Below are 23,153 nucleotides of genomic sequence, written 5' to 3'. Positions count from 1 at the left end.
ATGAGCGTGCTGCTGGCCCTGGACAGTTCGACCGACGCGCTGACCCTGGCCCTGCACGCGCCTTCGGGCTTGCGTCTGCACGAGAGTGAGGGCGGTGCCCGGGCCTCGGAGACCCTGCTGCCGGCGGCGCAGGCGCTGTTGGCGGCAGCCGGCCTGACGCTGGCCGATGTCGACGCGATCGCCTTCGGGCGCGGGCCTGGCGCCTTCACCGGGCTGCGCACCGCTTGTGCGGTGGCGCAGGGCCTGGCCTTCGGCATAGGCAAGCCGGTGCTGGCGCTGGACAGCCTGATGCTGGTGGCCGAGGACGCGCGCCTGCAGGCCCGGGCCGAGGGCCTGCCGATGCCGGAGGTGATCTGGGTGGCGATGGACGCGCGCATGGGCGAGGTCTATGCCGCGGCCTACGCCTGGCAGGGCGCGGCCTGGCAGACCCTTGTCGAGCCGGGGCTCTACAGCCCCGAGGCGCTGCTGTCGCGCTGGCAAGCCGAGCAGATGCCGGCGGCACTGTGCGGTTCGGCGCTGGACGAGTTTCCGCTGCTCGCGCAGGCGGCGCCCTGCCTGTGGCCGCAGCAGCGCCGCCGCGGCGAAGCGCTGGCCAGCCTGGCGGCGCTGGCTTGGGCACAGGGCCTGCAGACCGATGCGGCCGAGGCCTTGCCCGTCTATGTGCGCGACAAGGTCGCGCAGACCACCGCCGAGCGACTGGCGGCGCGCAGCGGAGCGGCTCCGGCATGAACGCCGCTGTCCGTGCGGACCCGTCGTCCGCCTCGCTGCAGCCGATGCGGCTGTCCGATCTGGACGAGGTGATGGCGATCGAGCAGCTGGCCTACCCCTTCCCGTGGTCACGCGGCAACTTCATCGATTCGCTCGCTGCCGGCTATCAGGCCTGGACGCTGCGCGGTGGCGATGGACACCTGATGGCCTACTTCGTCGCGCTGCAGGGCGTGGCCGAGATGCATCTGCTCAACATCACGGTGGCACCGGCCCAGCAGGGCCGTGGGCATGCGCGCCATCTGCTCGATGCGCTGTGTGCGCTGGCGCGGCGCGAGGGCTGCGAGCAGGTCTGGCTCGAGGTGCGGCAGAGCAATGATCGCGCGCGCCAGGTCTATCTTGCCTATGGATTCAGCGAGACCGGCCGGCGCCGCGCCTACTACCCCGCCGCAGATGGCCAGCGTGAGGACGCGGTGCTGATGAGCCTGCAACTCGCCGGAGCTTCGTCATGAGCGACCAAGGCAGCGCACTGTGGGACGAGCGCCAGCGCGCGATGCTGGAGGCGATGGGCCTGCGCGTCTGGGTTCGGCCCGCCGGGCCGCCTGATGTCGCTGCGGGCGCCGCTTCCGGCGCGAGTGCTCAGGCTGCAGCAACCGTGCCGCCCGTCGCGGCTGCAACAAGGGCGGTAGCGCCACCGCCAGCAGTGCCGGTCCGACCGGCGCAGGTCGCTGTGTCGGCGCCGAGGGGATCGGCGGACCACGATGTGGCGCAGCTCGACTGGCCGGCCTTGCGCGAGGCTGTCGCTGCCTGCCGTGCCTGCGGCCTGTGCGAGGGCCGCAAGAACACTGTCTTCGGCGTCGGCAACGAGCGGGCGCACTGGATGATCGTCGGCGAAGCGCCGGGCGAGCAGGAGGATCTGCAAGGCGAGCCCTTCGTCGGCACGGCCGGCAAGCTGCTCGACAACATGCTGCGCGCCATCGGTCTGGGCCGTCAGGCCGGGTCGCCCGAGCAGCAGGTCTTCATTGCCAACACGCTGAAGTGCCGGCCGCCGCGCAACCGCAACCCCGAGCCGCAGGAGCTGGCGCGCTGCGCGCCCTACCTGGAGCGGCAGATCGACCTGGTCAAGCCACGCATCATCCTGGCAATGGGGCGTTTCGCCGTGCAATCGCTGCTTGGCAGCAACGAAGCCATCGGGCGTTTAAGGGGGAGGGTGCACGATTTCCGCGGCATCCCGCTGATCGTCACCTACCATCCGGCGTATCTGCTGCGAAATCCAGCGGACAAGGCTCGCGCCTGGGACGATCTGTGCCTGGCGATGGATGCCCTGTCGGCGGCGCAGCCCCAACAAGGACAAACACCGGGCTAGATCCGCGTGAATGCACAAGCAGGTTCGCAGGAGACCCAGGCGGCGCGGGCCGCCGAGAGCGCTGCCGCCGACGAGGCGGGCCAGCTGTTCCACCTGCTGGCCGACAACGTGCCGGCGCTGATTGCGCTGTACGACGCTGCAGACTACCGCTGTCGATTCGCCAACAAGGCCTATGCGCAGAGCTTCGGCTTCGACCCGCAGTCCATCATCGGCCGCAGCTTCGGCGAGGTGATCGGCGAGGAGGCCCGGGCGCTGATCCAGCCGCAGGTCGATCGGGTCATTGCCGAGCAGACGGCGGTCAGCTACGAGCGCCGAATGAGCGGCCCGGGCGGTGAGGCGCGCTGGATCGAGGTCAGCCTGCTGCCGCATGTGGACGATCAGGGCGCAACCCGCAGCGTCTTCGTGCTGATCATCGACATCACCAAGCGCTACCTGGCCGACAAGGCGGTGCGCGAGTCCGAAGAGCGCTTGTCGAAGTTCATGCAGGCCACGCTGGAGGGCATCGTCTTCCACCGCGACGGCGTGATCACCGATGCCAACCCGCCGCTGTGCGCGCTGCTGGGGTACACGCTGGGCGAGCTCAAGGGCAGGCCGGCGCTGGCCTTCGTCGCCGAGGACGAGCTGCCCAAGGTCAGCCAGGTGATGAACGAGCGCCGCGAGACGCGCTACGAGACCGCCGTCGTGCATCGCAGCGGCGAACGCATCCCGGTGGAATTCATCGTGCGCACCATGGAGCGCGACGGCGAGAGCCAGCGCATGACCATCGTGCGCGACATTCGCGATCGCATCGCCGCGCAGGCGCGCATCCACCATCTGGCGCAGCACGATTCGCTCACCCAGCTGCTCAACCGCGCCGCCTTCATGGATCGCCTGGGTCCCGCGCTGGCCAGCGCGCGCGTGGCGCAGCAGCCGCTGGCGCTGCTGTTCATCGATCTGGACAACTTCAAGCGCGTCAACGATTCGCTGGGTCATCTGGAGGGCGACCAGGTGCTGACCACGGTGGCCGAGCGCATCCGCGGCTGCGTGCGCTCCACCGACCTGGTGGCGCGCTTCGGCGGCGACGAGTTCGTCGTGCTGCTGCGCGATGTGCGCAGCCGCGAAGACGTGCTGGTGGTGCTGCGCGCGCTGCTCTCGGTGGTCGAGGTGCCGGTGCGCGCCGACGGCCGCCAGCTCTCGGTGACGCCCTCGATCGGCGTGGCAATGTTCCCCGAGCACGGCGAGCATGCGGCCGAGCTGCTGCAGCATGCCGACACCGCGATGTACCTGGCCAAGTCCAGGGGGCGCGCGACCTTCCAGTTCTTCGCGCCGGAGCTGGCCACGCGCGCCTATGCCGATCTGGTGCTGGAGGCCGAGCTGGCCGAGGCGCTGACGCATGGCCAGTTCCGCCTGCACTACCAGCCGCAGGTCGATGCGCACGACGGCCGGCTGCTGGGCGTTGAGGCGCTGCTGCGCTGGCAGCATCCGACCCGCGGCCTACTGACGCCCGAGGCCTTCATCGACGTGGCCGAGCGCCACCGCCTGATGGTGCCGCTGGGCGAGTGGGTGATGCGCGAGGCGGCGCGGCAGTCGCGCCGCTGGCACAAGAGCGGCGTCGCACCGGTGCCCATCGCGGTCAACCTGTCCAGCATGCAGTTCCGGCTGAGCAGCTTTGCCGACACGGTGGCCGACGTGCTCGATGCTGCCGACGTGCCCGGCGACTGGCTGGAGCTGGAGCTGACCGAGCGCATGCTCACCGAGGACATGCACAGCGTGCCCGCCACGCTGGCCAGCCTGCGCGCCATGGGTCTGGGCATCTCGGTGGACGACTTCGGTACCGGCCACACCTCGCTGGCGCATCTGGCCCAGCTGCCGCTGGACACGCTGAAGATCGACCAGAGCTTCGTGGCCCGGCTGCCCGAGGACACCGGATCGGCCACCATCACGCGGGCCATCGTCACCATGGGCGTGGGGCTGGGTCTGCATGTCATCGCCGAGGGCGTGCGCAATCCGGCGCAGCGCGAGCTGCTGGCCGCCTGGGGCTGCACCGCGCTGCAGGGCGAGCTGATCTCGCCGCCGCTGTCGGTGCAGGACTTCGAGCGCTGGCTGCAGACCCGCTGAGGCGCAGCGGCGGCCCTTCCTACAATGCCGCGATGCATGACGACGACGACGCGACGCGGGGCGGCCGCACTGACGACGAGAGCGAGGCGCTGGCCGCGCTGATCCGCCGCGAGATCGCCGCGGCCGGCGGCTGGCTGGGCTTCGACCGCTTCATGGCGCTGGCGCTCTATGCGCCGGGCCTGGGCTACTACAGCGGCACGCGCCGCAAGTTCGGCCTGATGCCGGACAGCGGCTCGGATTTCGTCACCGCACCCGAGCTTTCGCCGCTGTTCGGTCAGGCGCTGGCGGTGCAGGTCGGCCAGGCGCTGCAGGCCACGGGCACCGACGAGATCATCGAGTTCGGCGCCGGCAGCGGCGCACTGGCCGCGCAGCTCTTGCAGGCGCTGGACGAGCGCGTGCGGCGCTACCGCATCGTCGATCTGTCGGGCTCGCTGCGTGCGCGCCAGGCCGAGCGCCTGGCGCGCTGGGCCGACAAGCTCGAATGGCTGAATGCGCTACCCGATCAGTTCAGCGGCGTGGTGGTCGGCAACGAGGTCCTCGACGCGATGCCGGTGCAGCTGATCCATTTCGATGGCGAGTGCTGGCAGGAGCGCGGCGTGGTGCTGGCCGACGCGGGACCGGCCTTCAGCTTCGCCGACCGTCCCAGCGCGCTGCGACCCTCGCTGGACATCGACGACGACCGCCGGCATTTCCCGCCGGGCACCGTCACCGAGCTGCATGCCCAGGCCGAAGGTTTCATGCGCACGCTGGCCGCTGGGCTGCAGCGCGGCGCGGTCTTCCTGATCGACTACGGCTTCCCCGCGGCCGAGTATTACCACCCGCAGCGCATCGGCGGCACGCTGATGTGCCACCACCTGCACCAGGCCGACCCCGACCCGCTGCAACGGGTGGGCCAGAAGGACATCACCGCGCATGTGAACTTCAGCGGCATCGCGCTGACTGGCCAGGACGCCGGCCTCAGCGTGCTGGGCTACACCAGCCAGGCCCACTTCCTGATCAACTGCGGTATCGCCGAGATGATGGGGCGCGCCGAACTTCCGGCCCGCGCGATGGCCAACAAGCTGCTGCAGGAACACGAGATGGGCGAGCTCTTCAAGGTGATCGGCTTCGCCACCTCGGGCTGCGAGTTCGATGCGATCGGCTTCTCGCGCGGCGATCGCTCGCACATGCTCTGATCAAGCGCGCGGGTCTGTACCCTGGGCGCCACTCCACCCCGAGGAGGGATGAGCGCCCAGCCGCAGTGTTTCTACACTTGCCGCGGACCGATCAAGCCTGATCGGCAGGGAGCCTTTGAACATGACGATACTGAAGATGAAGCTGGCGCAACCGGTGCGCAGCCGCCCGTTGAACCTTTGCGCCACCGCGCTTGCGGTCGGGCTGCTCAGCGCCTGCGGTGGCGGCGGCGGCGATGCCGGCACGCCCGTCACGCCCGCCGCGCTGGCGCTGGACAGCAGCAACTACGTGACCGCAGCCCAGCTGGCGGTGAGCGCTGGCGCCTACCTGGTCGACAGCAGCCGCCTCGTTGTCGCGGCGCAGACCGGCCGCAGCGGTGCCTCGACGCGCGCCGCCATGGCGCAGATGGAGCTCTTGGCCGGCCGTTTCGCGCGTGCGCCCAAGCTGATCACCGGCGCCGTCAGCAGCTTCACCGAGGCCTGCAGCGGTGGTGGCACGGTGAACATCTCGGTCAACGACCAGAACGGCAACGGCAACTTCGATGCCGGCGACTCGATGAGCCTGAGCTTCCTTGCCTGCGTCGAGGATGGCAGCACCATCAACGGCGGTCTGGACATCGCACTCAGCGCGCTGAGCGGAGCCTTCGGTTCAAGCAGCTACAGCGCCACGGTCGGCATGGTGCTGAAGAACCTCAGCGCTTCGGACGCGACCAGCAGCGAGACTGGCAACGGCCAGATGTCGCTGCGGGTGACGGCCGCCGGCGCCTACAACGAGACGGTGACGGTCGAAGTGCCTGCGCTCAGCACCAGCGGCACGCTGGGCGGAGTCGCTGTCAGCAGCACGCTCAGCGGCTTTGCGCTGACGCTGTCGCAGCGTCCGGCGGGCAACGGCTACAACGAGAGCATCAGCATCTCGGGCACGCTGGGCGGCAGCACGCTGGGGGGCAAGTCCATCACCGTCAGCACGGCAACGCCCATCGTGCGCGACTGGAACGCGCTGCTGCCGCGCGCCGGTCTGGTGATGGTCCGCGGTGCCGCCGGCAGCCAGGTGCGAGTCACCGTGCAGGCCAACGGCACGGTGCTGATCGAGCTGGATGCCGACGGCAACGGTGCTTACGAGACCTCGGTCACACGCACTTGGGCGCAGCTCGGCGGTTGAGCATGGGCGCCGCACGAGCCGGCGGGGCCCGCCGGCGCTGGGCACTGTTGATGCTGCTGCCGGCCTGCACGGCCGCGGCAGCCTCGTCGTCGACCCTCTGTGATGGCGATGATCGGCTGAGTGCGCTGAAGGCGGCGCCGGTGCTGGCGCAGAGCCGCTGGACCGAGCAGGATGCTGCCGGTCGGCAGCTGCTGCGCGAGTCGGGCAGCCTGTCGGGCGCCAGCCTGGGTGCGCTGATGCGATGCGACGCCTGGCAGGCCGAGCTGGACGGCGAGCTGCTGCGTGGCACGCGCGCTTACACGGGGCGCAGCAACGCCGGCGCGCCGGTCGAGACGAGCGCTCGCATCGAGTCCCATCAAGTGCGCATCGCGGCGCTGCACCGGCTGCACGGCAGCGCCGACTGGATGGGCGGCCTGCGGCTGGAGCTGCGCGATATGCGGCGCGATCTTGCCTCGGTGGGCGCCGTGCTTGGCTACCCGGAGCGGCATCGCCAGCTCGCCCTGTCTGCAGGCCTGCGCGGCGACGGTGCGCTGCCGCTGCAAACGAACGCATGGCGCTGGCGCAGCGAGCTCTGGCTCGGTGCCGCGCCGGCGGGCCGCATCCGGGTGGACTTTCCTCATGCGGACACTGCGCGGCTGCGCAGCGGCGTGGGCCGCCAGTTCGAGGCGAGCTTCGGCTTGCATCGTCACAGCAGCGATCGTGGCTGGGCAGGCGGCTTCCAGCTGGCCTGGCGCGAACAGCGTACCGCTGCCGGTCCGGCAGCGGCACTGTGGCGAGGCAGCGTGCCCGTCGGTGCCGCGCTGCAGCCCGCGCACCAGCAGACCGAGGCGCTGGTGCAGGCCTGGCTTGCGCGGCGGCTCTGATCCGGGGGCGCTGCTCCTGCTACGCCGATCTGGCGTCCGCAAGAGCATGCAGGTACAGAGCCGTCGCGGGTCGGTTCGATCAGTGCAGAGGCCAGGTCCGGCGCCAGGGCGTGTCGCCAGAGCGGCCGATGAGCCTTCCCTTCAGGCCTGGTCGGTGCTCCGCTCCAGCCTGACCTCGTCCTGGCCGTAGGGGCCGACGCAGGCCCAGCCGCGCCGCTCGTAGAAGCCGCGCGCCCGCGTGTCGGTGCCGGTGCTCAGCCACAGCGTAGCGACGGGCTGGGTGGCGAACCAGTCCAGCATCGTGCGATGCAGCGCGTCGCCCAGGCCGCGACCCTGCGCGCGCGGATGCACGAACAGCGCCCAGACATTGCCGCTGCGGCCGTTGCCGATCGCGAAGGCATCGACGCCCGGGCCGTCGGTGCGCTCGACCACCCAGCCGCGGCCGGTGTCCTCGATCTCGCGGCGCACATCTTCGTCGCTGAGGCGGCCCGGCGTCAGCGTGTTCTCGGTGACCGCGTAACGCACCTCCCACATCGCGGCGATGTCGGCGGCGGTGGCGATACGAACATGGGCAGGGGCGGCGCTGCGGTTCATCGGCCGTCCTTCGCCATCAGCGCTTGCAGCCGCGCCTCCTGCACCGCACGGCCGATGGCCGGGCCCTTCTTGCCTTGGGCCAGCGCGTCGGCAGTGACGGCGCTGAGGTCCAGGCCAAGCAGAACATCGAGATCGCGCTGCAGCCGCTCACGTTGCGGGTAAGGCCGGTCTTCCAGCCCCAGCCGACCGCGCGCATCGCACTCGCAGGCCAGCAGCAGCTGCGCAAAGCGCTCGGGCCGGCGCAGCGCATCGCAGCGCTCGATCAGGCGCAGCCTGGCCTCGGGTCCGAAGGCGCCGCTCTGGTGGATATGGGTGTGTTCGCGGGCGCAGAGCTCGGCGAGCTCCTTGCAGTCGCTGGGCACGCGCCAGCGCTCGGACAGCGCCCGCGCCAGCGGCACGCCGCGGCCCTCGTGGCCGATGTGGCGCGGCAGCACCTCCGGCGGCGTCAGCCCCTTGCCGAGGTCGTGGCAGAGACAGGCATAACGCACCGGCAGCGGCGCGTCCAGGCGCGCGCAGGCATCCAGCACCATCAGCAGATGCACGCCGGTGTCGATCTCCGGGTGGTGCGCCTCGGGCTGCGGCACGCCCCACAGCCGCGCGATCTCGGGCGCCAGGCGGGCCAGCGCGCCGCACTCGCGCAGCACCTCGAGCATGCGCGAGGGCTTGTGCTCTTCCATCAGGCCGCGCGCGATCTCCTGCCAGACGCGCTCGGGCACCAGTGCATCCACCTCGCCGGCATCGACCATCCGGCGCATCAGCGCCATCGTCTCGGGCGCGACTGTGAAGTCGTGAAAGCGCGCCGCGAAGCGCGCCAGCCGCAGGATGCGCACCGGGTCTTCGGCGAAGGCGTCGGAGACATGGCGCAGCACTTTCGCGTCCAGGTCGCGCCGGCCGCCATAGGGGTCGACGATCTGGCCGCTGTCGGGGTCCTGTGCCATCGCATTGATGCTCAGGTCGCGCCGTGCCAGATCCTGCTCCAGCGTGACATCCGGCGCAGCGTGAAAGGCGAAGCCGTGATAGCCCGGCGCGGTCTTGCGCTCGGTGCGCGCCAGCGCGTATTCCTCGTGCGTGCGGGGATGCAGGAAGACCGGGAAGTCGCGGCCCACCGGCTGGTAGCCCAGGTCCAGCATCTGCTGCGGCGTGGCGCCGACTACCACCCAGTCGGTATCGCTGACCGTGCGGCCCAGCAGCGCGTCGCGCACGGCGCCGCCGACTTTGTAGGTCTTCATCGTGCTGGACTCGGCGTCGGGCGCAGGGGAACTCGGCATGCCCTGGATTCTGCCCCGCTCTGACATGTGCTGGTCGTCGACCACCCTCCATGGGGCGAAGGGTTTCAACGCATGGTGGCTGCGGACTTTGCTGGGCAGCATTCCGGCCAGCCGCCTGTCACGGCTGAACCTGAAACGCCCAAAGGACGAGGGGGAATAGAAACATGAGCAAGACACTGCGGCAACTGGCATGTGCGGCACTGCTCGCGGTTTGCAGCGCCGCAGCGATGGCGAACAAAGCCAAGCCCGCTTCCAGCGATCCCATGGCGCAGATGATGGAAGAGAATCTGCAGGCGATGGTCCCTGCGATAAAGGCGATTACTCAGGTGAACATCGACGCGCAACTGGAAGTCGGCGCCAAGCCGGCGACGGCGCAGCAATTGGCTCGGTTCAAGCGCAACCTGTATCAGGAATTGCTGAAGAGCGGTTTCAACGAGCAGCAGGCGCTTCAGATCGTTGTAGCGACTCAGCTGCCCGCGGTGTCCATGAGCGCCAAGTAGAGCTTCAGCCTCACCGCTTCGTCCGATACGGCTCCTCGAAGTCCAGAAAATCCTGCTCGGCCAGCGCGTCGTCTATCCAGGCCTTGACGCCGGCGCTCTCGCGCACGCGCAGCGCATAGGCCGCGGCGGCGTCGGACAGCGGCAGGCCGTAGCTGGCGATGCGCATCACCACCGGCGCGAAGAAGGCATCGGCAGCACTGAAGGCGCCGAACAGGAAGGCGCCCGGCTGCGCGGCGCTGAAGATTGCGTCGATGCGTGCGAGCTCAGCCTTCAGCCGCGGGTCTTCGGCCATGGCCTTGGCGCCGACCTCGGACAGCGAGGCTTCGATATTCATCGGGCAGCGGTTGCGCAGCACGGCAAAGCCGGCGTGCATCTCGGCGCAGAGGCTGCGCGCGCGGGCACGCAGCCGGGCGTCGGCAGGCCAGATGCCGTCGTCAGGGAACAGATCGGCCAGTCGCTCGACGATGGCCAGCGTGTCCCAGGTGGCAAAGCCATCGTCTTCCACCAGCACCGGCACCTTGCCCGTCGGCGTGTAGGCGGCGATGGCCTGATAGAAGCTGGAACCGGGCGTGAAGTCGAAGCGCAGCTTGCGCTCGTCGAAGGCGATGCCCAGTTCCTTCATCAGCACCCAGGGGCGCATGGACCAGGACGAGTAGTTCTTGTTGCCGATGATCAGCTGCAGCATGGCGTGTGACTCCTGTGGGTGTGGCCGGTTCGTGCGGGTATGCGCGGGCACAGCTTAAGCGCAGCGCTGCGGCGCAGCGCTGAATTCCGCGCAAGCGATTGATGCGCGGACCGCAACGGTCGCTTCGGCTCAGCCGCGGTGCTGGGCGCGCCAGCGGTCCAGGCGCTGGCAGCCGGCACCGGGTGCCAGATAGTCCGGCAGCACCGTGGCGGCCGAGCTTGGCGCGATACCGAGGGTCTCCAGCCCCGGCAGCTTGCCGCCAGCCACATTGGGCACGCGCATCGAGGCGATGTTGTCGCGCGACATCAGCGGCACGCCGGGCAGCAACTCCATCGCCACCGCCTGCAGCCAGGCCAGCGGCGCGGGCAGCGGCAGGATGGGGCGCGGATGGGCGCTCACCTGGCCGGCCAGGCGCACCAGCTCGGCCAGCGTGCTGACGGTCGGCCCGGCCAGCTCGTAGGTCAGCCCGATGCTGCTGTCGTCCTGCACGCAGGCGACGATGGCGCGGGCCACATCCTCCACCCACACCGGCTGGAAGCGCGCCTCGGCGCCGGCCAGCGGCATCAGCGGGAACAGCGCCTGCAGCCTTGCGAAGAGGTTGAGGAAGCGGTCGCCACGGCCGAAGATCACCGAAGGCCGCAGCACCGTGAGTTGCAGCCCCTGCGCTTGTTCGGCCACATGCAGCACCTGCTCGCCGCGGCCCTTGCTGCGCAGATAGCGCGAGGGCGCCGCGGGGTCGGCACCGATCGCGCTGACGTGGATCAGCCGTGTCACGCCGGTGGCCGCGCAGGCCGCCGCGATGCGACGCGGCAGCGCGACATGCGCCTGTTCGAAGGCGGCTTCGCTGCCTTGCAGGATGGCGATCAGGTTGATCACCACGTCATGGCCGGCGATCAGGCGCTGCAGGCTGTCGTCGCGGTGCACGTCTGCCGGCACCACGGTCACGCCGGGCAGAGTCTGCACGTTCTGCGCATGGGCCAGGCGGCGCGTGGGCACGGTGATGCGCGCGGTGCCGCCGTAGCGGCGCAGCAGCATCTCGCACACCGCCTGTCCGACGAAGCCGCTGCCGCCCAGCAGCAGGATGGCCGGCGAGGCGTCGTCTCGGGATGAGGGGGCAGCAGGTGTCGTCATGGCAGTTCCTTGTTGACCTCGCCGCCGGCGCTCGGGCGCGGGCCGATGCGCGCGCCCAGGCGCTGGCGCAGACCCGGCTGCTCGGTGCCGTGCAGCAGCTGTGCGTAGATGGTGGTGTTGGAGAGCACGCGCTTCACATAGTCGCGCGTCTCGTTGAAGGGGATGTTCTCGGCCCACACGGCCGCATCCAGCGCCGGCCCGTCGCGCCAGCGGCGCGGCCGGCCGGGGCCGGCGTTGTAGGCCGCGGCGGCCATGGCCATCGAGCCTTCGAAGTCATCGAGCACCAGCTTCAGGTAGCGCGTGCCTATGCGCAGGTTCACATCGCGGTCGGTCAGCTGGCTGACGCTGAAGTCGGCCATGCCGGCCTTCTTTGCCGTCCACTTCGCGGTGGCTGGCATCACCTGCATCAGGCCGGAGGCGCCTACATGCGAACGCGCGTCCATCACGAAGCGCGACTCCTGGCGGATCAGGCCGAAGACATAGGCCGGGTCCAGGCCGATCTCGCGCGCCTGCGCGACGACTTCGTTGCGGAACGGCATGGGGAAGCGCTGGCTGAGGTCGATCTCCCGGCGGGTGCGCTCGCTGGCGGAGATGCAGCGGTCCCAGACCTCGCGCTCGCAGGCCAGCTGCGCGGCGGCGAGCAGCTCGCGGTCGCTCATGCCGCGCAGGCTGAAGTTCCATTCGCGCACGCCTTCGCTGCGCAGGCCCTTGTCAATCATCAGCAGCGCGCGCTGCAGGCCCGGATGCGCGGCGGCGGCGGCGCGCTCTGCCGCGCTCAGCGCTGCGGGTGCGGGCGGCAGCTCGGGCGTCTGGCCCAGTTCGTCGGCGGCCAGCTTGCCGTAGAAGCTCAGCGGCGAGGCCAGCGACTGCAGGATGCGCTGTGCCTCGGCCCCATGGCGCTGTGGCGAGATGGCCTGCAGCGCACGCGCCCGCCAGTACTGCCAGGTGGGGTCCTGGCGTCCGCTCTCGCTCATCAGCTCGATGGCCTGCAGCACCAGCGGCCAGCGGCCGGCGCCGGCGTCGGCGCGCAGCGCGGCGCGCGCGGCCCAGGCCAGCGTGTCGTCGCTCCACTCCGGCTTGGCATCCTTCTTGGGCAGCAGCTGCAGCGCCTGCTCGTAATGGCTGCTGGCGTCGGCCTCCAGCTTCAGCGCGGCCTGGCGCGCGACCTGGGCCCAGGCCCAGGCCGCCAGATCGGGCGGCAGCTCCTTGTGCCAGCGGCTGCGCAGCAGCGCCGCGGCGTCCTCGTGGTCGCCGGCGGCCACGCGGGTCAGCGCCAGCGTGATCAGCTCGGCCTGGGTGCGATTGCCGGCCTTGCGGCCCTTGGCTTTCAGAAAGCGATCCGGCTTGTCCAGCGCATCGGCGATGCCGCGTTCGGCCTCGCGCGACAGCAGCAGCACCGATTGCCTGGCGGCGCGCAGCTTGGCGCCTTCGGTGGACAGGCGCACCTTCAGCCAGACGTCGGCATCGCTGATCTTGCCGGCCTTGTGCAGTGTCTCGGCGAGCAGGTTGCAGCCGTCGTCGGCCTCGCGCTGCGCCAGCCAGGCGGCGCGGCCGGCGGCACGCACGTCCTGGCCCTGCTGGTGCTCGATCAGCAGCGCATAGCAGGCCACCTCGCGGTCATCGCGCATCCTGAAGCCGCGGTAGTCCTTGGCGAAGTTGTCCCAGTCGCGCCGGCGGCCCAGCTCCAGCAGCCAGTCGTTGCGCAGCCGGTCCTCGACATAGCTGCCGCTCCAGCGCGCATAGAACTCGTCCAGCTCATGCTGGCGGGCCTTGAAGAGCTGGGCATTCATCGCCCAGTAGTGGATCCAGGGTGCCAGCGGGTCCTGGGTGTCCAGCGCGCCATTGGCCAGGTTCTCGAGCTTGCGCAGTTCGCGCTTCTTCCAGGCTTCCATGGCCTGGTGCACCGGCTCGCCGGCGCGGCTGGCCAGGGCGGGAGCCGGCGCCGCCAGCACCGCTGCCAGGCAGGCGGCCTGCATCAGTTTCCTCGCCACGCCGCGGCGCTGTCGCGCCGGGGGCGCTGCATATACTGCCTTTGCCGAGAACATCGCTTCCTTCTTCTTCTGCAACAACGCTGACTCACTCTCTCTCAAACTGACACAGCCCATGGCCAATCCGCCGTCCACCGCAGCCGCCACGCCAGCGCATCAGCGCAGCGCGCTGCGCCGCCAGTTGCTCGCCGCGCGCCGCGACTGGACCGCCGCCGAAACGGCGGGCGCCGCCACGGACGCCGTGGCGCGCCAGCTCGGCGAACTGCTGCAGCAACTGGAACCGCAATGCCTGGGCTTGTACTGGGCCCTCGACGGGGAATTTAACGCAGCCGCCATGGTGGAGTCGCTGCATTTCGAAGAGCCCGTGCGACTGGCCTTGCCCTATGCCAAGCGCGAGGGCCGCGAGATGCTCTATCGCGCCTGGGATGGCCGCGAGCCGGCGCTGAAGGACGAGTGCGGCATCCCCAGCAGCGCCGGCGCGGTGCTGGTGCCCGATGTGGTGCTGGTGCCCTGTGTGGGCTTCACGCGCGAAGGCTATCGCCTCGGCTATGGCGGCGGCTATTTCGACCGCTGGCTGGCGCAGCATCCGGGCGTGACCAGCGTGGGGCTGGCCTGGAGCGGCGCCGAGACCTCGTTCGCCGTCGAGGCGCACGATCAGCCGCTGACGCTGATCGTCACCGAGCGCGAAGTCATTGCGCCCTAGGTGCCGCTGCCCTCGTCCTCGCCGATCTCCTGCCGCGTCTGCGCGGCCTGGGCGAGGATCCAGTCGCTGAACTGACGCACCTCGCTGCGCCGCTGACCGACCTCGGACTGCATCAGCCAGTAGGCCAGCGGGCTGCCCAACCGCCCGGCGCTACCGAAGGGTTCGATCAGATCGCCGCGCTGCAAGGCATCGGCCACCAGCGCCAGCCGCGCCAGCGCCACAGCCTGCCCGCCCAGCGCGGCCTGCACCTGCTGGTAGGTGAAGTTCAGGTACATCCAGCGCCGCGGCTGCAGCTGCGCCAGGCCATGCTCGGCCAGCCAGCGCCGCCAGCTCAAATAGCGCGCGCCGGGGCGCTGGTCGTCCTCTTCGGCCAGCGTGTGGCCGACCAGGTCGGCGGGCCTGGACAGCGGCGGTGCGTCGCCGGCCTCGATGCGTCGCGCCAGCCAGGGGCTGATCACCGGTGTCAGCGTCTCGCCGAACAGGCGCAGCCCGCCGATGGTCGCCGCGCCGGGCTGCACATAGCGCAGCGCGAGGTCGATCTCGCCGTCGGCCAGGTCGACGATGGCATCAATCGCCGAGACGCGGATGTCGATGTCCGGATGCTCGCGCTGGAAGGCCTCCAGCCGCGGGATCAGCCACAGCGATGCGAAGGAGGCGAAAGTGGACACCGTCACCACGCGTCGTCCCTTGGCCTGGCGGATCTGGCGCACGGTGGCGTCCAACCTGTCCAGCAGCGCCGGCACCGTGGCCTGCAGCAGCGCGCCGTCGGCGCTGAGCGCCACGCTGCGCGTGCCGCGCTGGAAGAGGGTGGTGCCGATCTCCTGTTCCAGGGCCTGGATCTGCCGGCTGATTGCTGACTGTGTGAGGTGCAGTTCCTCGGCCGCCGCGCGGAAGCTCAAGAGCCGCGCCACGGCCTCGAAAGCGCGTAGCGGGCCGACGGCGAGCGGGCGGTGGCGGATTTGATTCATGAGCAAATGGTATCAATCGCTGCCATGCAACTCATTGGACGTGGTTCCGGGTGAACCCTAGTATTTCCTGCAAGACGTGTCGCCGTCGACGCGTGGAACGGGAGAGGCAATCATGAGCGAACTGCAACAACAAGGCGCGCAGTGGATGCTGGGCAGCCGCCAGGCCCTGCGGCTGCGGCTGGAGCACGGCCCGCGCGAGCTGCACCTGCTGGCCGGCGAGGCCTGGCTGACTCGCAGCGCGGACGATGGCGCCGGGTCCAGCGAGGACATCTGGTTGCGCGCCGGCCAGAGCATCGCGCTGACCAGCGGCAGCGAGCTGGTGATCGAGGCCTGGCGCGAGGAACTGCGCTTCCAGCTGCTGGTGCCGCCTATGGTCTGCGCGCAGCGCCAGCCTGGCCTGCTGCGGCGCTGGCTCAGTGGCTGGTTCTGGTCTTCGTCCTCGTCGTCGGCCCGCCCCGCGTCGTCGACTTCGCCGCTGCAGGCGGTTTGAGGCGGGACGCCTTTGGCTTGGCCGCGCGGGCGCGCAGCGCCGCCTGCAGCGCCAGCCGTGCCCAGGGGGCCATCAGCGCCGGCGACTCCATCGCCTCCTCGGGCGCAGCGAAGTAGGCCATGGTCATGACCTGACCCTGCTTGTCATAGCGGAACGGCGCGCAGCCAGCTTGCGCGAAGGCCGATGCGGTCTCGGCGTCGGCCTTCAGCCAGAGCTGCCCGAAGGCGATGATGGCGACGAACAGCTCGTCCAGGTACAGACCGTGGCCGCCGAACATGCGGCGCGCGCGCACCGAACCCAGCGGCGCCAGCAGTTCGATGCAGTGCTCGGTGAATTCATCAGCCTGGGCCATGGCCGGACTCTATGACAATGGCGGCGTCTGTAGCCCCGAGCCCTGGAGTTCGCCTTGGACCTGCTGAGCAATGACCGCGCTGCGCTGCGCCACAAGCTGATCGAGACCCGGCTGAACCTTGGCGACCGCCTGGAGCGCGCCGAGGTGCTGCAGAGCGTGCTGCGCGTCTGGCTGGTCACGCGCAAGGAACTGACCATAGGCGCCTACTGGCCGATCAAGGGCGAATTCGATCCGCTGCCGGCGCTGTACCGCTGGAGCGAGGCTGACCCGCAGCGGCGCATCGGCCTGCCGGTGGTCGACAAGCAGCACGGCACGCTGAAGTTCCATGTCTGGTACCCCGGCTGCCCGATGGAGGAGGATGCCTATGGCATTCCCAAACCCAAGGACACCGAGGTCTTCGAGCCGCAGCTGCTGCTCGTGCCCTGCGTGGGCTACGGCCCCGGCGGGCTGCGCCTGGGCTATGGCGGCGGCTTCATGGACCGCACGCTGGCCGAGTTGAAGCCGCGACCCGCCACCGCGGGACTGGCCTATGCGCATGGCTTCCTGCCGCTGTTGAAACCCGAACCCCACGACGTACCGCTGGATGCCATCCTCACCGAGGAAGGCGTCATGTGGGATGTGAACTGAACGAGCCATGCGAAACGACGATATGAATCTGACGGCGCTGTATGCGCAACACATCGCCGAGCTGCAGCAGCGCAGCGAGGAGGCGCTGGCGCGCAGCGGCTTCGATGCGCTGGCGATTGCCGCTGGCGTCGAGAAGTACGCCTTTCTCGACGACCGGCCCTATCTGTTCCAGACCAATCCTCACTTCAAGCATTGGTTGCCGTTGATCGAGCATCCGCACAGCTGGCTCTTGATCCGCCCGGGGCACAGGCCGCGGCTCGTCTACTACCAGCCCGACGACTACTGGCATCTGCCGCCGGCCGATCCGGCGGGCCTGTGGGTCGAGCATTTCGAGATCGTCGTGATCCGCGAGCCGCAGCAGGCGCGCGAGCATCTGTTGCAGGTGCCGGGCCGCCTGGCCATCGTCGGCGAAGCCGATGCGGCGCTGGATGGGCTGGTGCCGAACAACCCGCCTGCGCTGCTGGACCTGCTGCACTACCGCCGCGCCTGCAAGACGCCGTGGGAGCTGGCGCAGATGCGCGCGGCCTCGCGCCGCGCCGCGCCGGCGCACCGTGCGGCGCGCGAGGCTTTCCTCGCCGGCGCGTCCGAGCTGGAGATCCATCGCGCCTATCTGGCTGCCGCTGGCCATACAGACCGTGACCTGCCCTACACCAACATCGTCGGCCTCAACGAGCATGGCGCAGTGCTGCACTACCAGTATCAGGACGCGCAGGCCCCCGCTGAGTCGCGCAGCCTGCTGATCGATGCGGGCGCGCAGGTGGGTGGTTATGCCTCCGACATCACGCGCAGCTGGAGCTGTGGCCGTGTGGCCGAGTTCGATGCGCTGCTTGCCGCGATGGAGCGCGAGCAGCTGGGCCTGGTGGACGAGGTGCGCCATGGCGTCGACTATCGCGAAATCCATCTCAGCGCGCATCGCCGCACCGCGCGCGTGCTGCGCGAGCTGGGCATCGTGCAGGGGCTGAGCGAAGAAGCGATGGTGGCCGAGCGTGTCACGTCGACCTTCTTCCCGCATGGCATCGGCCATCTCTTGGGTCTGCAGGTGCACGACATCGGCGGCTTCATGGCCGGCGAGGCGGGCGGCACGCTGCCCAAGCCCGAGGGCCACCCCTATCTGCGACTGACGCGTACGCTGGCACCGGGCATGGTGGTGACCATCGAGCCGGGCCTGTATTTCATTCCCACGCTCTTGGCCAAGCTGCGCGCGACGACGCAGGGTGCGGCCGTGAACTGGCCGCTGGTCGAGCGCCTGGCGCGTTGCGGCGGCGTGCGCATCGAGGACGATGTGGTCTGCCGCGAGGCCGGTGCGCCGGAGAACCTGACGCGCGAGGCGTTCGCCTCGCTCGCTTAGCCGCGCGCGAAGAAGACGGCGCTCATCACCAGGCCGGTGGCGATCACGCCGGCGCGCACCCAGGCCACCGGCAGGCGCTTGGCCAGCCGGGCGCCGATATAGCCGCCGGCCGTGGCGGCGACCATCATCAGCAGGCCCTGGCGCCAGGCGATCGCGCCGGCCACGACGAAGGCCGCCACCGACAGCCAGGACAGCACCAGCGAGTTGAGGTTCTTCAGTGCGTTGACGGTGTTCAGTCGCGTCTCGCCGGCCACGGTGTAGAGCGCCATCAAGAGGATGCCCAGGCCGCCGTTGAAGTAGCCGCCATAGACGGCCACCAGCAGCAGGCCCGGCTCGCGCCAGCGCGTATGTGTCTCGCCGGCCTGCGCGCGCCGCGCGATTGCCGGGCCCAGCGCGAACAGCGCGGTGGCGAAGAGCAGCAGCCAGGGCACGATGCCGGCAAAGAGCTTGCCCGGCGTGACGAGCAGCAGCAGCGCGCCGGCCACGCCACCGCAGGCCGAGATCAGCATCTCGCGGCGCAGGCGCCTGGCCGGCAGTTCGCGCAGCTCGGCCTTGAAGCCCAGCGTGCTGCCCAGATAGCCCGGGCTCACCGCCAGCGCGCTGGTGGCGTTCGCCGTGATCGGCGGCACGCCGGTGAAGACCAGGGCCGGGAAGGTCAGGAAGCTGCCGCCACCGGCGATGGCATTGAGCACGCCGGCAGCGAAGGCGGCAGCAGCGAGCAGCAGCAGATGGGCGAGGCTGAGTTCCATGGGCTGCTCAGCGTAACGCAGCCCCGAGCCCGCTTAGCGGTCCTGCCATGCAAGACAGCCCGACGCACGGGCGCTGGAATCGCGGCGCCGGCCGCGCTGCCCTGCGCCGCTCAGACCATCACCACATCGGTGGGGATGGGGTTGCGGAAGCAGTTGGCCATCGGCGAGTAGAAGTCGGCCTGGCGCACGATCTCCTCCAGCACCTCGCGCGGCGCATCGCCTTCGACGGCGATCTTGGCGCGCACCGCCTGGAAGCCCATCTGCGCCGGTTCCTTCTTCGCACCGCCGGCACCCCATGCGGCCGGGTTGCCGATATCGCCTTCCAGCGCCACTTCCAGTTTGGACAGCTTTACGCCACGCGCGGTGGCCACCGCATGCACGCCCACGCACAGGCAGCCGCCCAGCGCGGACAGCAGAACCTCGCTGGGCGCGGGCGCGGTGTTCTGTCCGAACAGGTGCGGCGGCTCATCCACCACCACCGGCGGCAGCTCGCCGACATGGGTCAGCGAACGGAACTGGCCGTCGTAGGTGGTGAAGGTCTTGATCGTGCCCATCGAGTTCGGGTTGTTGCGGCCCTTCTCGGCGAAGCGCGCCAGGCCTTCGGCATCGATGCCCTTGACCCAGTTGCAGCTGCCTGTGGCAACGGTCTTCTCGGCGGTGGTGTCCATGGTCTCTTGCTCCTGGCAATGTTCAGTAGGTCTTGTAGGGCAGGAACTTGCCGCTCATCGTGATGGAGACGCGGTCGCCGGCCGCATTGGGCTCGCGCTGCAGATCCATCTTGAAGTCGATCGCGCTCATGATCCCGTCGCCGAACTCTTCGTGGATCAGTTCCTTGAAGGTGGTGCCGTAGACGCTGATCAGCTCGTAGAAGCGGTAGATCAGCGGATCGGTCGGCACTGCGGTGGGCAGCGAGCCCTTGTAGGGCACGACCTGCAGCAGCTTCACGGCTTCGGGCGGCAGCGCCAGCATCTCGCCGATCACGGCGGCCTGCTCGGCGGTGAAGGTCATCTGGCCCAGGCAGCCGGCCGTGACCCATTCCTTGCTGTGGCCCACGGCCTTGGCGATCTCGGCCCAGCTGATGCCTTTGGCGATGCGGTTCTGGACGATCAGTTCGGTGACCTCGTGGCGGTTCATGCGGACTCTCCTTGTGCACGCAGGCGTGCGGGTTGGGATGCGGTGTCGGGGTTGGTTGGAATGGCGGTCAGCGCCGGGCGCGCGCGCTCCAGCGGCAGCACCACGGCAGCGGCGCTCTCGTCCAGGCCGGGGCGCACCACCGGCGGGTGGGCCGGGTCATGCGCAGCGGCGGCAGGGCCGCCGTCGGCGTAGTCGCGCGAACGGTTGACGAGGAAGTCGACCAGGTGGTTGCGGATGCGGTAGTACTGCGGGTCGTGATGCAGGGTCTGGCGGGTGCGCTCGCGTGGCAGCGTCACCTCGACGATCTCGGCCAGACGGGCACGCGGGCCATTGCTCATCAACAGCACCTTGTCGGCCAGCAGGATGGCCTCGTCCACATCGTGCGTGATCATGAACACGGTCTGCTGCGTCGAGCGCACGATGCGCAGCAGCTCGTCCTGGATGGTGCCGCGGGTGAGCGCATCCAGCGCGCCGAAGGGCTCGTCGAGCAGCAGCATCTTGGGCTCGATCGCGAAGGCGCGGGCGATGCCCACGCGCTGCTTCATGCCGCCCGAGAGCTCGGCCGGCTTGCGCTCGACCACCGCAGCCAGGCCGACCATCTCCAGGTACTTGCGCGCATGCGCCTCGACCTGCGCGGGCTTCCACTCGGGCCAGCGCGAGCGCACCGCGAACATCACGTTCTTCAGCACGCTCAGCCAGGGCATCAGCGCATGACCCTGGAAGACCACGCCGCGGTCCAGAGACGGACCGCTGATCTCGCGGCCCTGCATCAGCACCACGCCGCCGCTGGCATCTTCCAGCCCGGCAAGCACATTGAGCACCGTGGTCTTGCCGCAGCCCGAATGGCCGATGATGCAGACGAACTTGCCCTGCTCGATGCTGAAGTTCAGGTTCTCGAACACCGGCGTGCCGGGCTTGCCGTTGTCGGCGAGATAGCTTTTCGCCAGGGCTTCGACGGAGAGGAAATGCTGGGTCATGTGAAAGCTCCTGTGCGTCACTCGCGATAGGTGGCCAGGCGCTGCAGGCGGCCGAACACCCAGTCCAGCGCCATGCCGACGAAGCCGATCACGAAGATCGCGAAGATCACGTTGGGCAGGGCCAGGTTGTTCCACTCGTTCCAGACGAAGTAGCCGATGCCCGTGCCTCCCACCAGCATCTCGGCCGCGACGATCACCAGCCAGGCGATGCCCATCGAGATGCGCATGCCGGTCAGGATGGTCGGCGCCGCGGCGGGCAGCACCACCTCCATGGCGGTGCGCCAGCGGCTGACCTCCAGCGTGCGCGCCACATTGAGCCAGTCCTTGCGCACCGAGGCCACGCCGTGCGCGGTGTTGATCAGCATCGGCCAGATCGAGCAGATGAAGATCACGAACACGCCCGAGATCGACGAGTCCTTGATCGTGTACAGCGCCAGCGGCATCCAGGCCAGCGGCGAGATTGGCTTGAGGATCTGGATGAAGGGATCGAGCGCCTGGTGCAGCAGCGGCGACATGCCGATCGCGAAGCCCAGCGGCAGCGCGATCAGCACCGCCAGGCCGAAGCCCAGGCCGACGCGGGCGAGCGAGTGGGCCAGCTGGATCGCGATGCCCTTGTCGTTGGGGCCGTTGTCGTAGAAGGGGTCGGAGAGGTAGCGCACGAAGGCCTCGCCGACCTTGGCTGGCGACGGCAGGCCGTCGCTCTTCTCCGCGCCCTTGCCCATCAGCGCCGCGTACTCGGCCGACATGCCGGCGGGCAGCTGCTGCCCGGCCGGCTTGAGGGTCAGTGCTTGCCACAGGCCGAGGCCGACGATCAGGATGGCCAGCGAGAGCAACGCGGCGCGCAGGCGCTGGCGACTGATGAGCTTGCCCATATCAGCTGACCTTCTTGATGGCGAAGGAGTCGACATAGGCGTCGGCCTTGGTGTGGTCGAACTCCTTGCCCATCACCTTGAACTTGCGATAGCTCTCCTTGGGCACGGCCATGCCGACCTCGGCCATGCGCTTCTTCGCATCGGTGAGCAGGTAGACGCGCTCGGCGATGTCCTGGTAGCGCACCTCGCCCTTGAGATAGCCCCAGCGCTTGAGCTGCGAGAGGATCCACACCGCCATCGAATACCAGGGGTAGGGGTCGTAGTCGACGCGCTCGGGCACGGTGCGCACATTGCCCAGGCCGTCGGCGAACTTGCCAGTCAGCACCTGCTCGAGCACCGCCCTGGGCTGGTTCAGATAGGCCGCGGGCGACAGCACCTCGGCCATCAGCGGGCGGTTCTTCGGGTCGCGCGCCATCGCAGCGGCGGTGAGGATGCCGCGGTACAGCGCCGCGAAGGTGTTGGGGTTCTCCTTGACGAACTGCGCCGGCACGCCGAAGGAGCAGCAGGGGTGGCCGTCCCAGATCTCGCGCGACAGCACGTGGATGAAGCCGACCTCGTCGTAGACCGCGCGCTGGTTGATCGGATCGGGGCCGAGGAAGCCGTCGATATTGCCGGCGCGCAGATTGGCCACCATCTCCGGCGGCGCGGTGACGCGCAGCTGCACGTCGGTGTCCGGGTTCAGCCCGTGCTCGGCCAGGTAGTAGCGCAGCAGCAGGTTGTGGATCGAGTAGTCGAAGGGGATCGCGAACTTGAAGCCCTTCCAGTTCTTCGGGTCGCGGTTGTTCTTGTGCTTGTTGGCCAGCACGATGGCCTGGCCGTTGATGTTCTGGATGGTCGCGACATTGATCGGCATCGCCGACGAGCCCGCGCCCATGCTGATGGCCAGCGGCATCGGCGCCAGCATGTGGCTGGCGTCGTACTCCTTGTTCATCACCTTGTCGCGCACCAGGGCCCAGCCGGCGGTCTTCATCATCGTGACGTTCAGGCCCTGCTTTTTGTAGAAGCCCAGCGGGTCGGCCATGATCAGCGGGCTGGCGCAGGTGATGGGCACGAAGCCGATCTTCAGGTCGGTCTTCTCCAGCGAGCCGCCTTTCTCCTGCGCCATCGCCTCCAGCGCGCCGAAGGGCACGATGGACGAGATCGCCGCCATCGCGCTGCGGCGGCCAACGGCGCGGATGAAGCTGCGGCGTTCCAGGTCGTCGGGGAAGATCGCGCGCATCACCGCGCTTTCCAGCGCGCGGCGGTTCATCGCCTCCATGTCGCCGCGCTCGACGCCCTGCTCGATGCGCAGATCGTGGGCCGACTTCTCTTCGCTGGCCTCATGCTCGGCCTGGCTGGCGTGGGCGCCGCAGCTGCAGCGCATCAGGCGGGACGAGGAACTGAACGGGTCGAACAGGCTCATGGT

The 23,153-nt window shown here is 69.4% G+C and carries 25 protein-coding genes; 12 read left to right on the top strand and 13 right to left on the bottom strand.

Annotated elements, in window-relative coordinates:
* From tsaB to AC2EBS_RS10140, 7 genes are all read left to right on the top strand, one after another.
* Positions 1-729 (top strand): tRNA (adenosine(37)-N6)-threonylcarbamoyltransferase complex dimerization subunit type 1 TsaB, encoded by a 729-nt coding sequence (tsaB, locus tag AC2EBS_RS10170; RefSeq protein ID WP_484728274.1) that lies wholly within the window; start codon positions 1-3, stop codon positions 727-729.
* On the top strand, positions 726-1,217 hold the full coding sequence (gene rimI, locus AC2EBS_RS10165; protein ID WP_484728273.1) for a ribosomal protein S18-alanine N-acetyltransferase: 492 nt from the start codon (positions 726-728) through the stop codon (positions 1,215-1,217). The genes tsaB and rimI overlap by 4 nt, the downstream gene beginning before the upstream one ends.
* Entirely contained in the window at positions 1,214-2,071 is an 858-nt protein-coding gene (locus tag AC2EBS_RS10160; RefSeq protein WP_484728272.1) for a uracil-DNA glycosylase, read from the top strand. The genes rimI and AC2EBS_RS10160 overlap by 4 nt, the downstream gene beginning before the upstream one ends.
* Before the next feature lie 6 nt (positions 2,072-2,077).
* The gene (locus tag AC2EBS_RS10155) at positions 2,078-4,168 is read left to right on the top strand and encodes a putative bifunctional diguanylate cyclase/phosphodiesterase (RefSeq protein ID WP_484728271.1); all 2,091 of its coding nucleotides are present in this window, start codon (positions 2,078-2,080) and stop codon (positions 4,166-4,168) included.
* A gap of 32 nt (positions 4,169-4,200) precedes the next feature.
* Positions 4,201-5,343: a class I SAM-dependent methyltransferase gene (locus AC2EBS_RS10150; RefSeq protein ID WP_484728270.1), complete on the top strand. Its 1,143-nt coding sequence runs from the start codon at positions 4,201-4,203 to the stop codon at positions 5,341-5,343.
* A 121-nt stretch (positions 5,344-5,464) separates the two neighbouring features.
* Positions 5,465-6,499, top strand: coding sequence for a hypothetical protein (locus AC2EBS_RS10145; RefSeq protein WP_484728269.1), 1,035 nt, complete (start codon positions 5,465-5,467; stop codon positions 6,497-6,499).
* A 2-nt stretch (positions 6,500-6,501) separates the two neighbouring features.
* Positions 6,502-7,362 (top strand): hypothetical protein, encoded by an 861-nt coding sequence (locus AC2EBS_RS10140; RefSeq protein ID WP_484728268.1) that lies wholly within the window; start codon positions 6,502-6,504, stop codon positions 7,360-7,362.
* Positions 7,363-7,503: 141 nt separating this feature from the next.
* Here AC2EBS_RS10140 and AC2EBS_RS10135 read toward each other — a convergent pair whose 3' ends face one another.
* Positions 7,504-7,956 carry a GNAT family N-acetyltransferase gene (locus AC2EBS_RS10135; protein ID WP_484728267.1) on the bottom strand — a complete coding sequence of 151 codons (453 nt, stop codon included), beginning with the start codon at positions 7,954-7,956 and terminating at the stop codon, positions 7,504-7,506.
* Positions 7,953-9,185, bottom strand: coding sequence for a multifunctional CCA addition/repair protein (locus tag AC2EBS_RS10130; RefSeq protein WP_484728325.1), 1,233 nt, complete (start codon positions 9,183-9,185; stop codon positions 7,953-7,955). The genes AC2EBS_RS10135 and AC2EBS_RS10130 overlap by 4 nt, the downstream gene beginning before the upstream one ends.
* A gap of 203 nt (positions 9,186-9,388) precedes the next feature.
* Between AC2EBS_RS10130 and AC2EBS_RS10125 the strand changes: the two genes are divergently transcribed.
* Positions 9,389-9,724, top strand: coding sequence for a hypothetical protein (locus AC2EBS_RS10125; RefSeq protein ID WP_484728266.1), 336 nt, complete (start codon positions 9,389-9,391; stop codon positions 9,722-9,724).
* 10 nt (positions 9,725-9,734) lie between these two features.
* On the opposite strand, the gene AC2EBS_RS10120 is transcribed toward AC2EBS_RS10125, so the two are convergent.
* From AC2EBS_RS10120 to AC2EBS_RS10110, 3 genes are all read right to left on the bottom strand, one after another.
* Positions 9,735-10,409 carry a glutathione S-transferase N-terminal domain-containing protein gene (locus tag AC2EBS_RS10120; protein ID WP_484728265.1) on the bottom strand — a complete coding sequence of 225 codons (675 nt, stop codon included), beginning with the start codon at positions 10,407-10,409 and terminating at the stop codon, positions 9,735-9,737.
* Between the two features lie 129 nt (positions 10,410-10,538).
* Positions 10,539-11,540, bottom strand: coding sequence for a complex I NDUFA9 subunit family protein (locus AC2EBS_RS10115; protein WP_484728264.1), 1,002 nt, complete (start codon positions 11,538-11,540; stop codon positions 10,539-10,541).
* Complete coding sequence (locus AC2EBS_RS10110) at positions 11,537-13,516, bottom strand: lytic transglycosylase domain-containing protein (RefSeq protein ID WP_484728324.1); 1,980 nt, start codon at positions 13,514-13,516, stop codon at positions 11,537-11,539. Before AC2EBS_RS10110 ends, AC2EBS_RS10115 begins: the two co-directional genes overlap by 4 nt.
* Before the next feature lie 127 nt (positions 13,517-13,643).
* Between AC2EBS_RS10110 and AC2EBS_RS10105 the strand changes: the two genes are divergently transcribed.
* On the top strand, positions 13,644-14,231 hold the full coding sequence (locus AC2EBS_RS10105) for a 5-formyltetrahydrofolate cyclo-ligase (protein ID WP_484728263.1): 588 nt from the start codon (positions 13,644-13,646) through the stop codon (positions 14,229-14,231).
* Here the strand turns inward: AC2EBS_RS10105 and AC2EBS_RS10100 are convergent.
* Complete coding sequence (locus tag AC2EBS_RS10100) at positions 14,228-15,199, bottom strand: LysR substrate-binding domain-containing protein (RefSeq protein WP_484728262.1); 972 nt, start codon at positions 15,197-15,199, stop codon at positions 14,228-14,230. The genes AC2EBS_RS10105 and AC2EBS_RS10100 overlap by 4 nt on opposite strands.
* A gap of 112 nt (positions 15,200-15,311) precedes the next feature.
* Here AC2EBS_RS10100 and AC2EBS_RS10095 point away from each other — a divergent pair, with 112 nt between their 5' ends.
* Positions 15,312-15,689, top strand: a complete 378-nt coding sequence (locus AC2EBS_RS10095) for a DUF2917 domain-containing protein (RefSeq protein WP_484728261.1) — start codon at positions 15,312-15,314, stop codon at positions 15,687-15,689.
* Here the strand turns inward: AC2EBS_RS10095 and AC2EBS_RS10090 are convergent.
* Positions 15,613-16,041 (bottom strand): TfoX/Sxy family protein, encoded by a 429-nt coding sequence (locus tag AC2EBS_RS10090; RefSeq protein ID WP_484728260.1) that lies wholly within the window; start codon positions 16,039-16,041, stop codon positions 15,613-15,615. The genes AC2EBS_RS10095 and AC2EBS_RS10090 overlap by 77 nt on opposite strands.
* A 60-nt stretch (positions 16,042-16,101) precedes the next feature.
* On the opposite strand from AC2EBS_RS10090, the gene AC2EBS_RS10085 reads away from it, so the two are divergent.
* Both AC2EBS_RS10085 and pepQ read left to right on the top strand, forming a co-directional pair.
* Positions 16,102-16,668 carry a 5-formyltetrahydrofolate cyclo-ligase gene (locus AC2EBS_RS10085; protein WP_484728323.1) on the top strand — a complete coding sequence of 189 codons (567 nt, stop codon included), beginning with the start codon at positions 16,102-16,104 and terminating at the stop codon, positions 16,666-16,668.
* A gap of 7 nt (positions 16,669-16,675) precedes the next feature.
* Positions 16,676-18,016: a Xaa-Pro dipeptidase gene (gene pepQ / locus AC2EBS_RS10080; protein ID WP_484728259.1), complete on the top strand. Its 1,341-nt coding sequence runs from the start codon at positions 16,676-16,678 to the stop codon at positions 18,014-18,016.
* On the opposite strand, the gene AC2EBS_RS10075 is transcribed toward pepQ, so the two are convergent.
* The 6 genes from AC2EBS_RS10075 to AC2EBS_RS10050 form a co-directional block, all read right to left on the bottom strand.
* Positions 18,013-18,765 (bottom strand): sulfite exporter TauE/SafE family protein, encoded by a 753-nt coding sequence (locus AC2EBS_RS10075; protein WP_484728258.1) that lies wholly within the window; start codon positions 18,763-18,765, stop codon positions 18,013-18,015. The genes pepQ and AC2EBS_RS10075 overlap by 4 nt on opposite strands.
* A 110-nt stretch (positions 18,766-18,875) precedes the next feature.
* On the bottom strand, positions 18,876-19,433 hold the full coding sequence (locus tag AC2EBS_RS10070; protein WP_484728257.1) for an OsmC family protein: 558 nt from the start codon (positions 19,431-19,433) through the stop codon (positions 18,876-18,878).
* A 22-nt stretch (positions 19,434-19,455) separates the two neighbouring features.
* Complete coding sequence (cynS, locus tag AC2EBS_RS10065) at positions 19,456-19,899, bottom strand: cyanase (RefSeq protein WP_484728256.1); 444 nt, start codon at positions 19,897-19,899, stop codon at positions 19,456-19,458.
* Complete coding sequence (locus AC2EBS_RS10060) at positions 19,896-20,876, bottom strand: ABC transporter ATP-binding protein (RefSeq protein ID WP_484728255.1); 981 nt, start codon at positions 20,874-20,876, stop codon at positions 19,896-19,898. The genes cynS and AC2EBS_RS10060 overlap by 4 nt, the downstream gene beginning before the upstream one ends.
* Positions 20,877-20,893: 17 nt before the next feature.
* Positions 20,894-21,748 carry a nitrate ABC transporter permease gene (ntrB, locus tag AC2EBS_RS10055; RefSeq protein WP_484728254.1) on the bottom strand — a complete coding sequence of 285 codons (855 nt, stop codon included), beginning with the start codon at positions 21,746-21,748 and terminating at the stop codon, positions 20,894-20,896.
* Between the two features lies 1 nt (position 21,749).
* Positions 21,750-23,150, bottom strand: coding sequence for a CmpA/NrtA family ABC transporter substrate-binding protein (locus AC2EBS_RS10050; RefSeq protein ID WP_484728253.1), 1,401 nt, complete (start codon positions 23,148-23,150; stop codon positions 21,750-21,752).
* Positions 23,151-23,153: the final 3 nt, after the last annotated feature.

Source organism: Roseateles sp. T103 (assembly GCF_057219915.1).
This window is presented reverse-complemented; position numbering and strand designations above follow the sequence as displayed.

Excerpts from the sequence above, each read along its gene's own strand:
- ntrB (WP_484728254.1), bottom strand. The coding sequence starts at position 21,748 with ATGGGCAAGCTCATCAGTCGCCAGCGCCTGCGCGCCGCGTTGCTCTCG.
- rimI (WP_484728273.1), top strand. The coding sequence starts at position 726 with ATGAACGCCGCTGTCCGTGCGGACCCGTCGTCCGCCTCGCTGCAGCCG.
- AC2EBS_RS10130 (WP_484728325.1), bottom strand. The coding sequence starts at position 9,185 with ATGAAGACCTACAAAGTCGGCGGCGCCGTGCGCGACGCGCTGCTGGGC.
- AC2EBS_RS10060 (WP_484728255.1), bottom strand. The coding sequence starts at position 20,876 with ATGACCCAGCATTTCCTCTCCGTCGAAGCCCTGGCGAAAAGCTATCTC.
- AC2EBS_RS10050 (WP_484728253.1), bottom strand. The coding sequence starts at position 23,150 with ATGAGCCTGTTCGACCCGTTCAGTTCCTCGTCCCGCCTGATGCGCTGC.
- AC2EBS_RS10070 (WP_484728257.1), bottom strand. The coding sequence starts at position 19,433 with ATGGACACCACCGCCGAGAAGACCGTTGCCACAGGCAGCTGCAACTGG.
- AC2EBS_RS10135 (WP_484728267.1), bottom strand. The coding sequence starts at position 7,956 with ATGAACCGCAGCGCCGCCCCTGCCCATGTTCGTATCGCCACCGCCGCC.
- AC2EBS_RS10090 (WP_484728260.1), bottom strand. The coding sequence starts at position 16,041 with ATGGCCCAGGCTGATGAATTCACCGAGCACTGCATCGAACTGCTGGCG.
- AC2EBS_RS10145 (WP_484728269.1), top strand. The coding sequence starts at position 5,465 with ATGACGATACTGAAGATGAAGCTGGCGCAACCGGTGCGCAGCCGCCCG.
- AC2EBS_RS10110 (WP_484728324.1), bottom strand. The coding sequence starts at position 13,516 with ATGCAGGCCGCCTGCCTGGCAGCGGTGCTGGCGGCGCCGGCTCCCGCC.
- AC2EBS_RS10105 (WP_484728263.1), top strand. The coding sequence starts at position 13,644 with ATGGCCAATCCGCCGTCCACCGCAGCCGCCACGCCAGCGCATCAGCGC.
- AC2EBS_RS10160 (WP_484728272.1), top strand. The coding sequence starts at position 1,214 with ATGAGCGACCAAGGCAGCGCACTGTGGGACGAGCGCCAGCGCGCGATG.
- AC2EBS_RS10140 (WP_484728268.1), top strand. The coding sequence starts at position 6,502 with ATGGGCGCCGCACGAGCCGGCGGGGCCCGCCGGCGCTGGGCACTGTTG.
- AC2EBS_RS10125 (WP_484728266.1), top strand. The coding sequence starts at position 9,389 with ATGAGCAAGACACTGCGGCAACTGGCATGTGCGGCACTGCTCGCGGTT.
- AC2EBS_RS10095 (WP_484728261.1), top strand. The coding sequence starts at position 15,312 with ATGAGCGAACTGCAACAACAAGGCGCGCAGTGGATGCTGGGCAGCCGC.
- pepQ (WP_484728259.1), top strand. The coding sequence starts at position 16,676 with ATGCGAAACGACGATATGAATCTGACGGCGCTGTATGCGCAACACATC.
- AC2EBS_RS10075 (WP_484728258.1), bottom strand. The coding sequence starts at position 18,765 with ATGGAACTCAGCCTCGCCCATCTGCTGCTGCTCGCTGCTGCCGCCTTC.
- cynS (WP_484728256.1), bottom strand. The coding sequence starts at position 19,899 with ATGAACCGCCACGAGGTCACCGAACTGATCGTCCAGAACCGCATCGCC.
- AC2EBS_RS10120 (WP_484728265.1), bottom strand. The coding sequence starts at position 10,409 with ATGCTGCAGCTGATCATCGGCAACAAGAACTACTCGTCCTGGTCCATG.
- AC2EBS_RS10115 (WP_484728264.1), bottom strand. The coding sequence starts at position 11,540 with ATGACGACACCTGCTGCCCCCTCATCCCGAGACGACGCCTCGCCGGCC.
- tsaB (WP_484728274.1), top strand. The coding sequence starts at position 1 with ATGAGCGTGCTGCTGGCCCTGGACAGTTCGACCGACGCGCTGACCCTG.
- AC2EBS_RS10100 (WP_484728262.1), bottom strand. The coding sequence starts at position 15,199 with ATGAATCAAATCCGCCACCGCCCGCTCGCCGTCGGCCCGCTACGCGCT.
- AC2EBS_RS10150 (WP_484728270.1), top strand. The coding sequence starts at position 4,201 with ATGCATGACGACGACGACGCGACGCGGGGCGGCCGCACTGACGACGAG.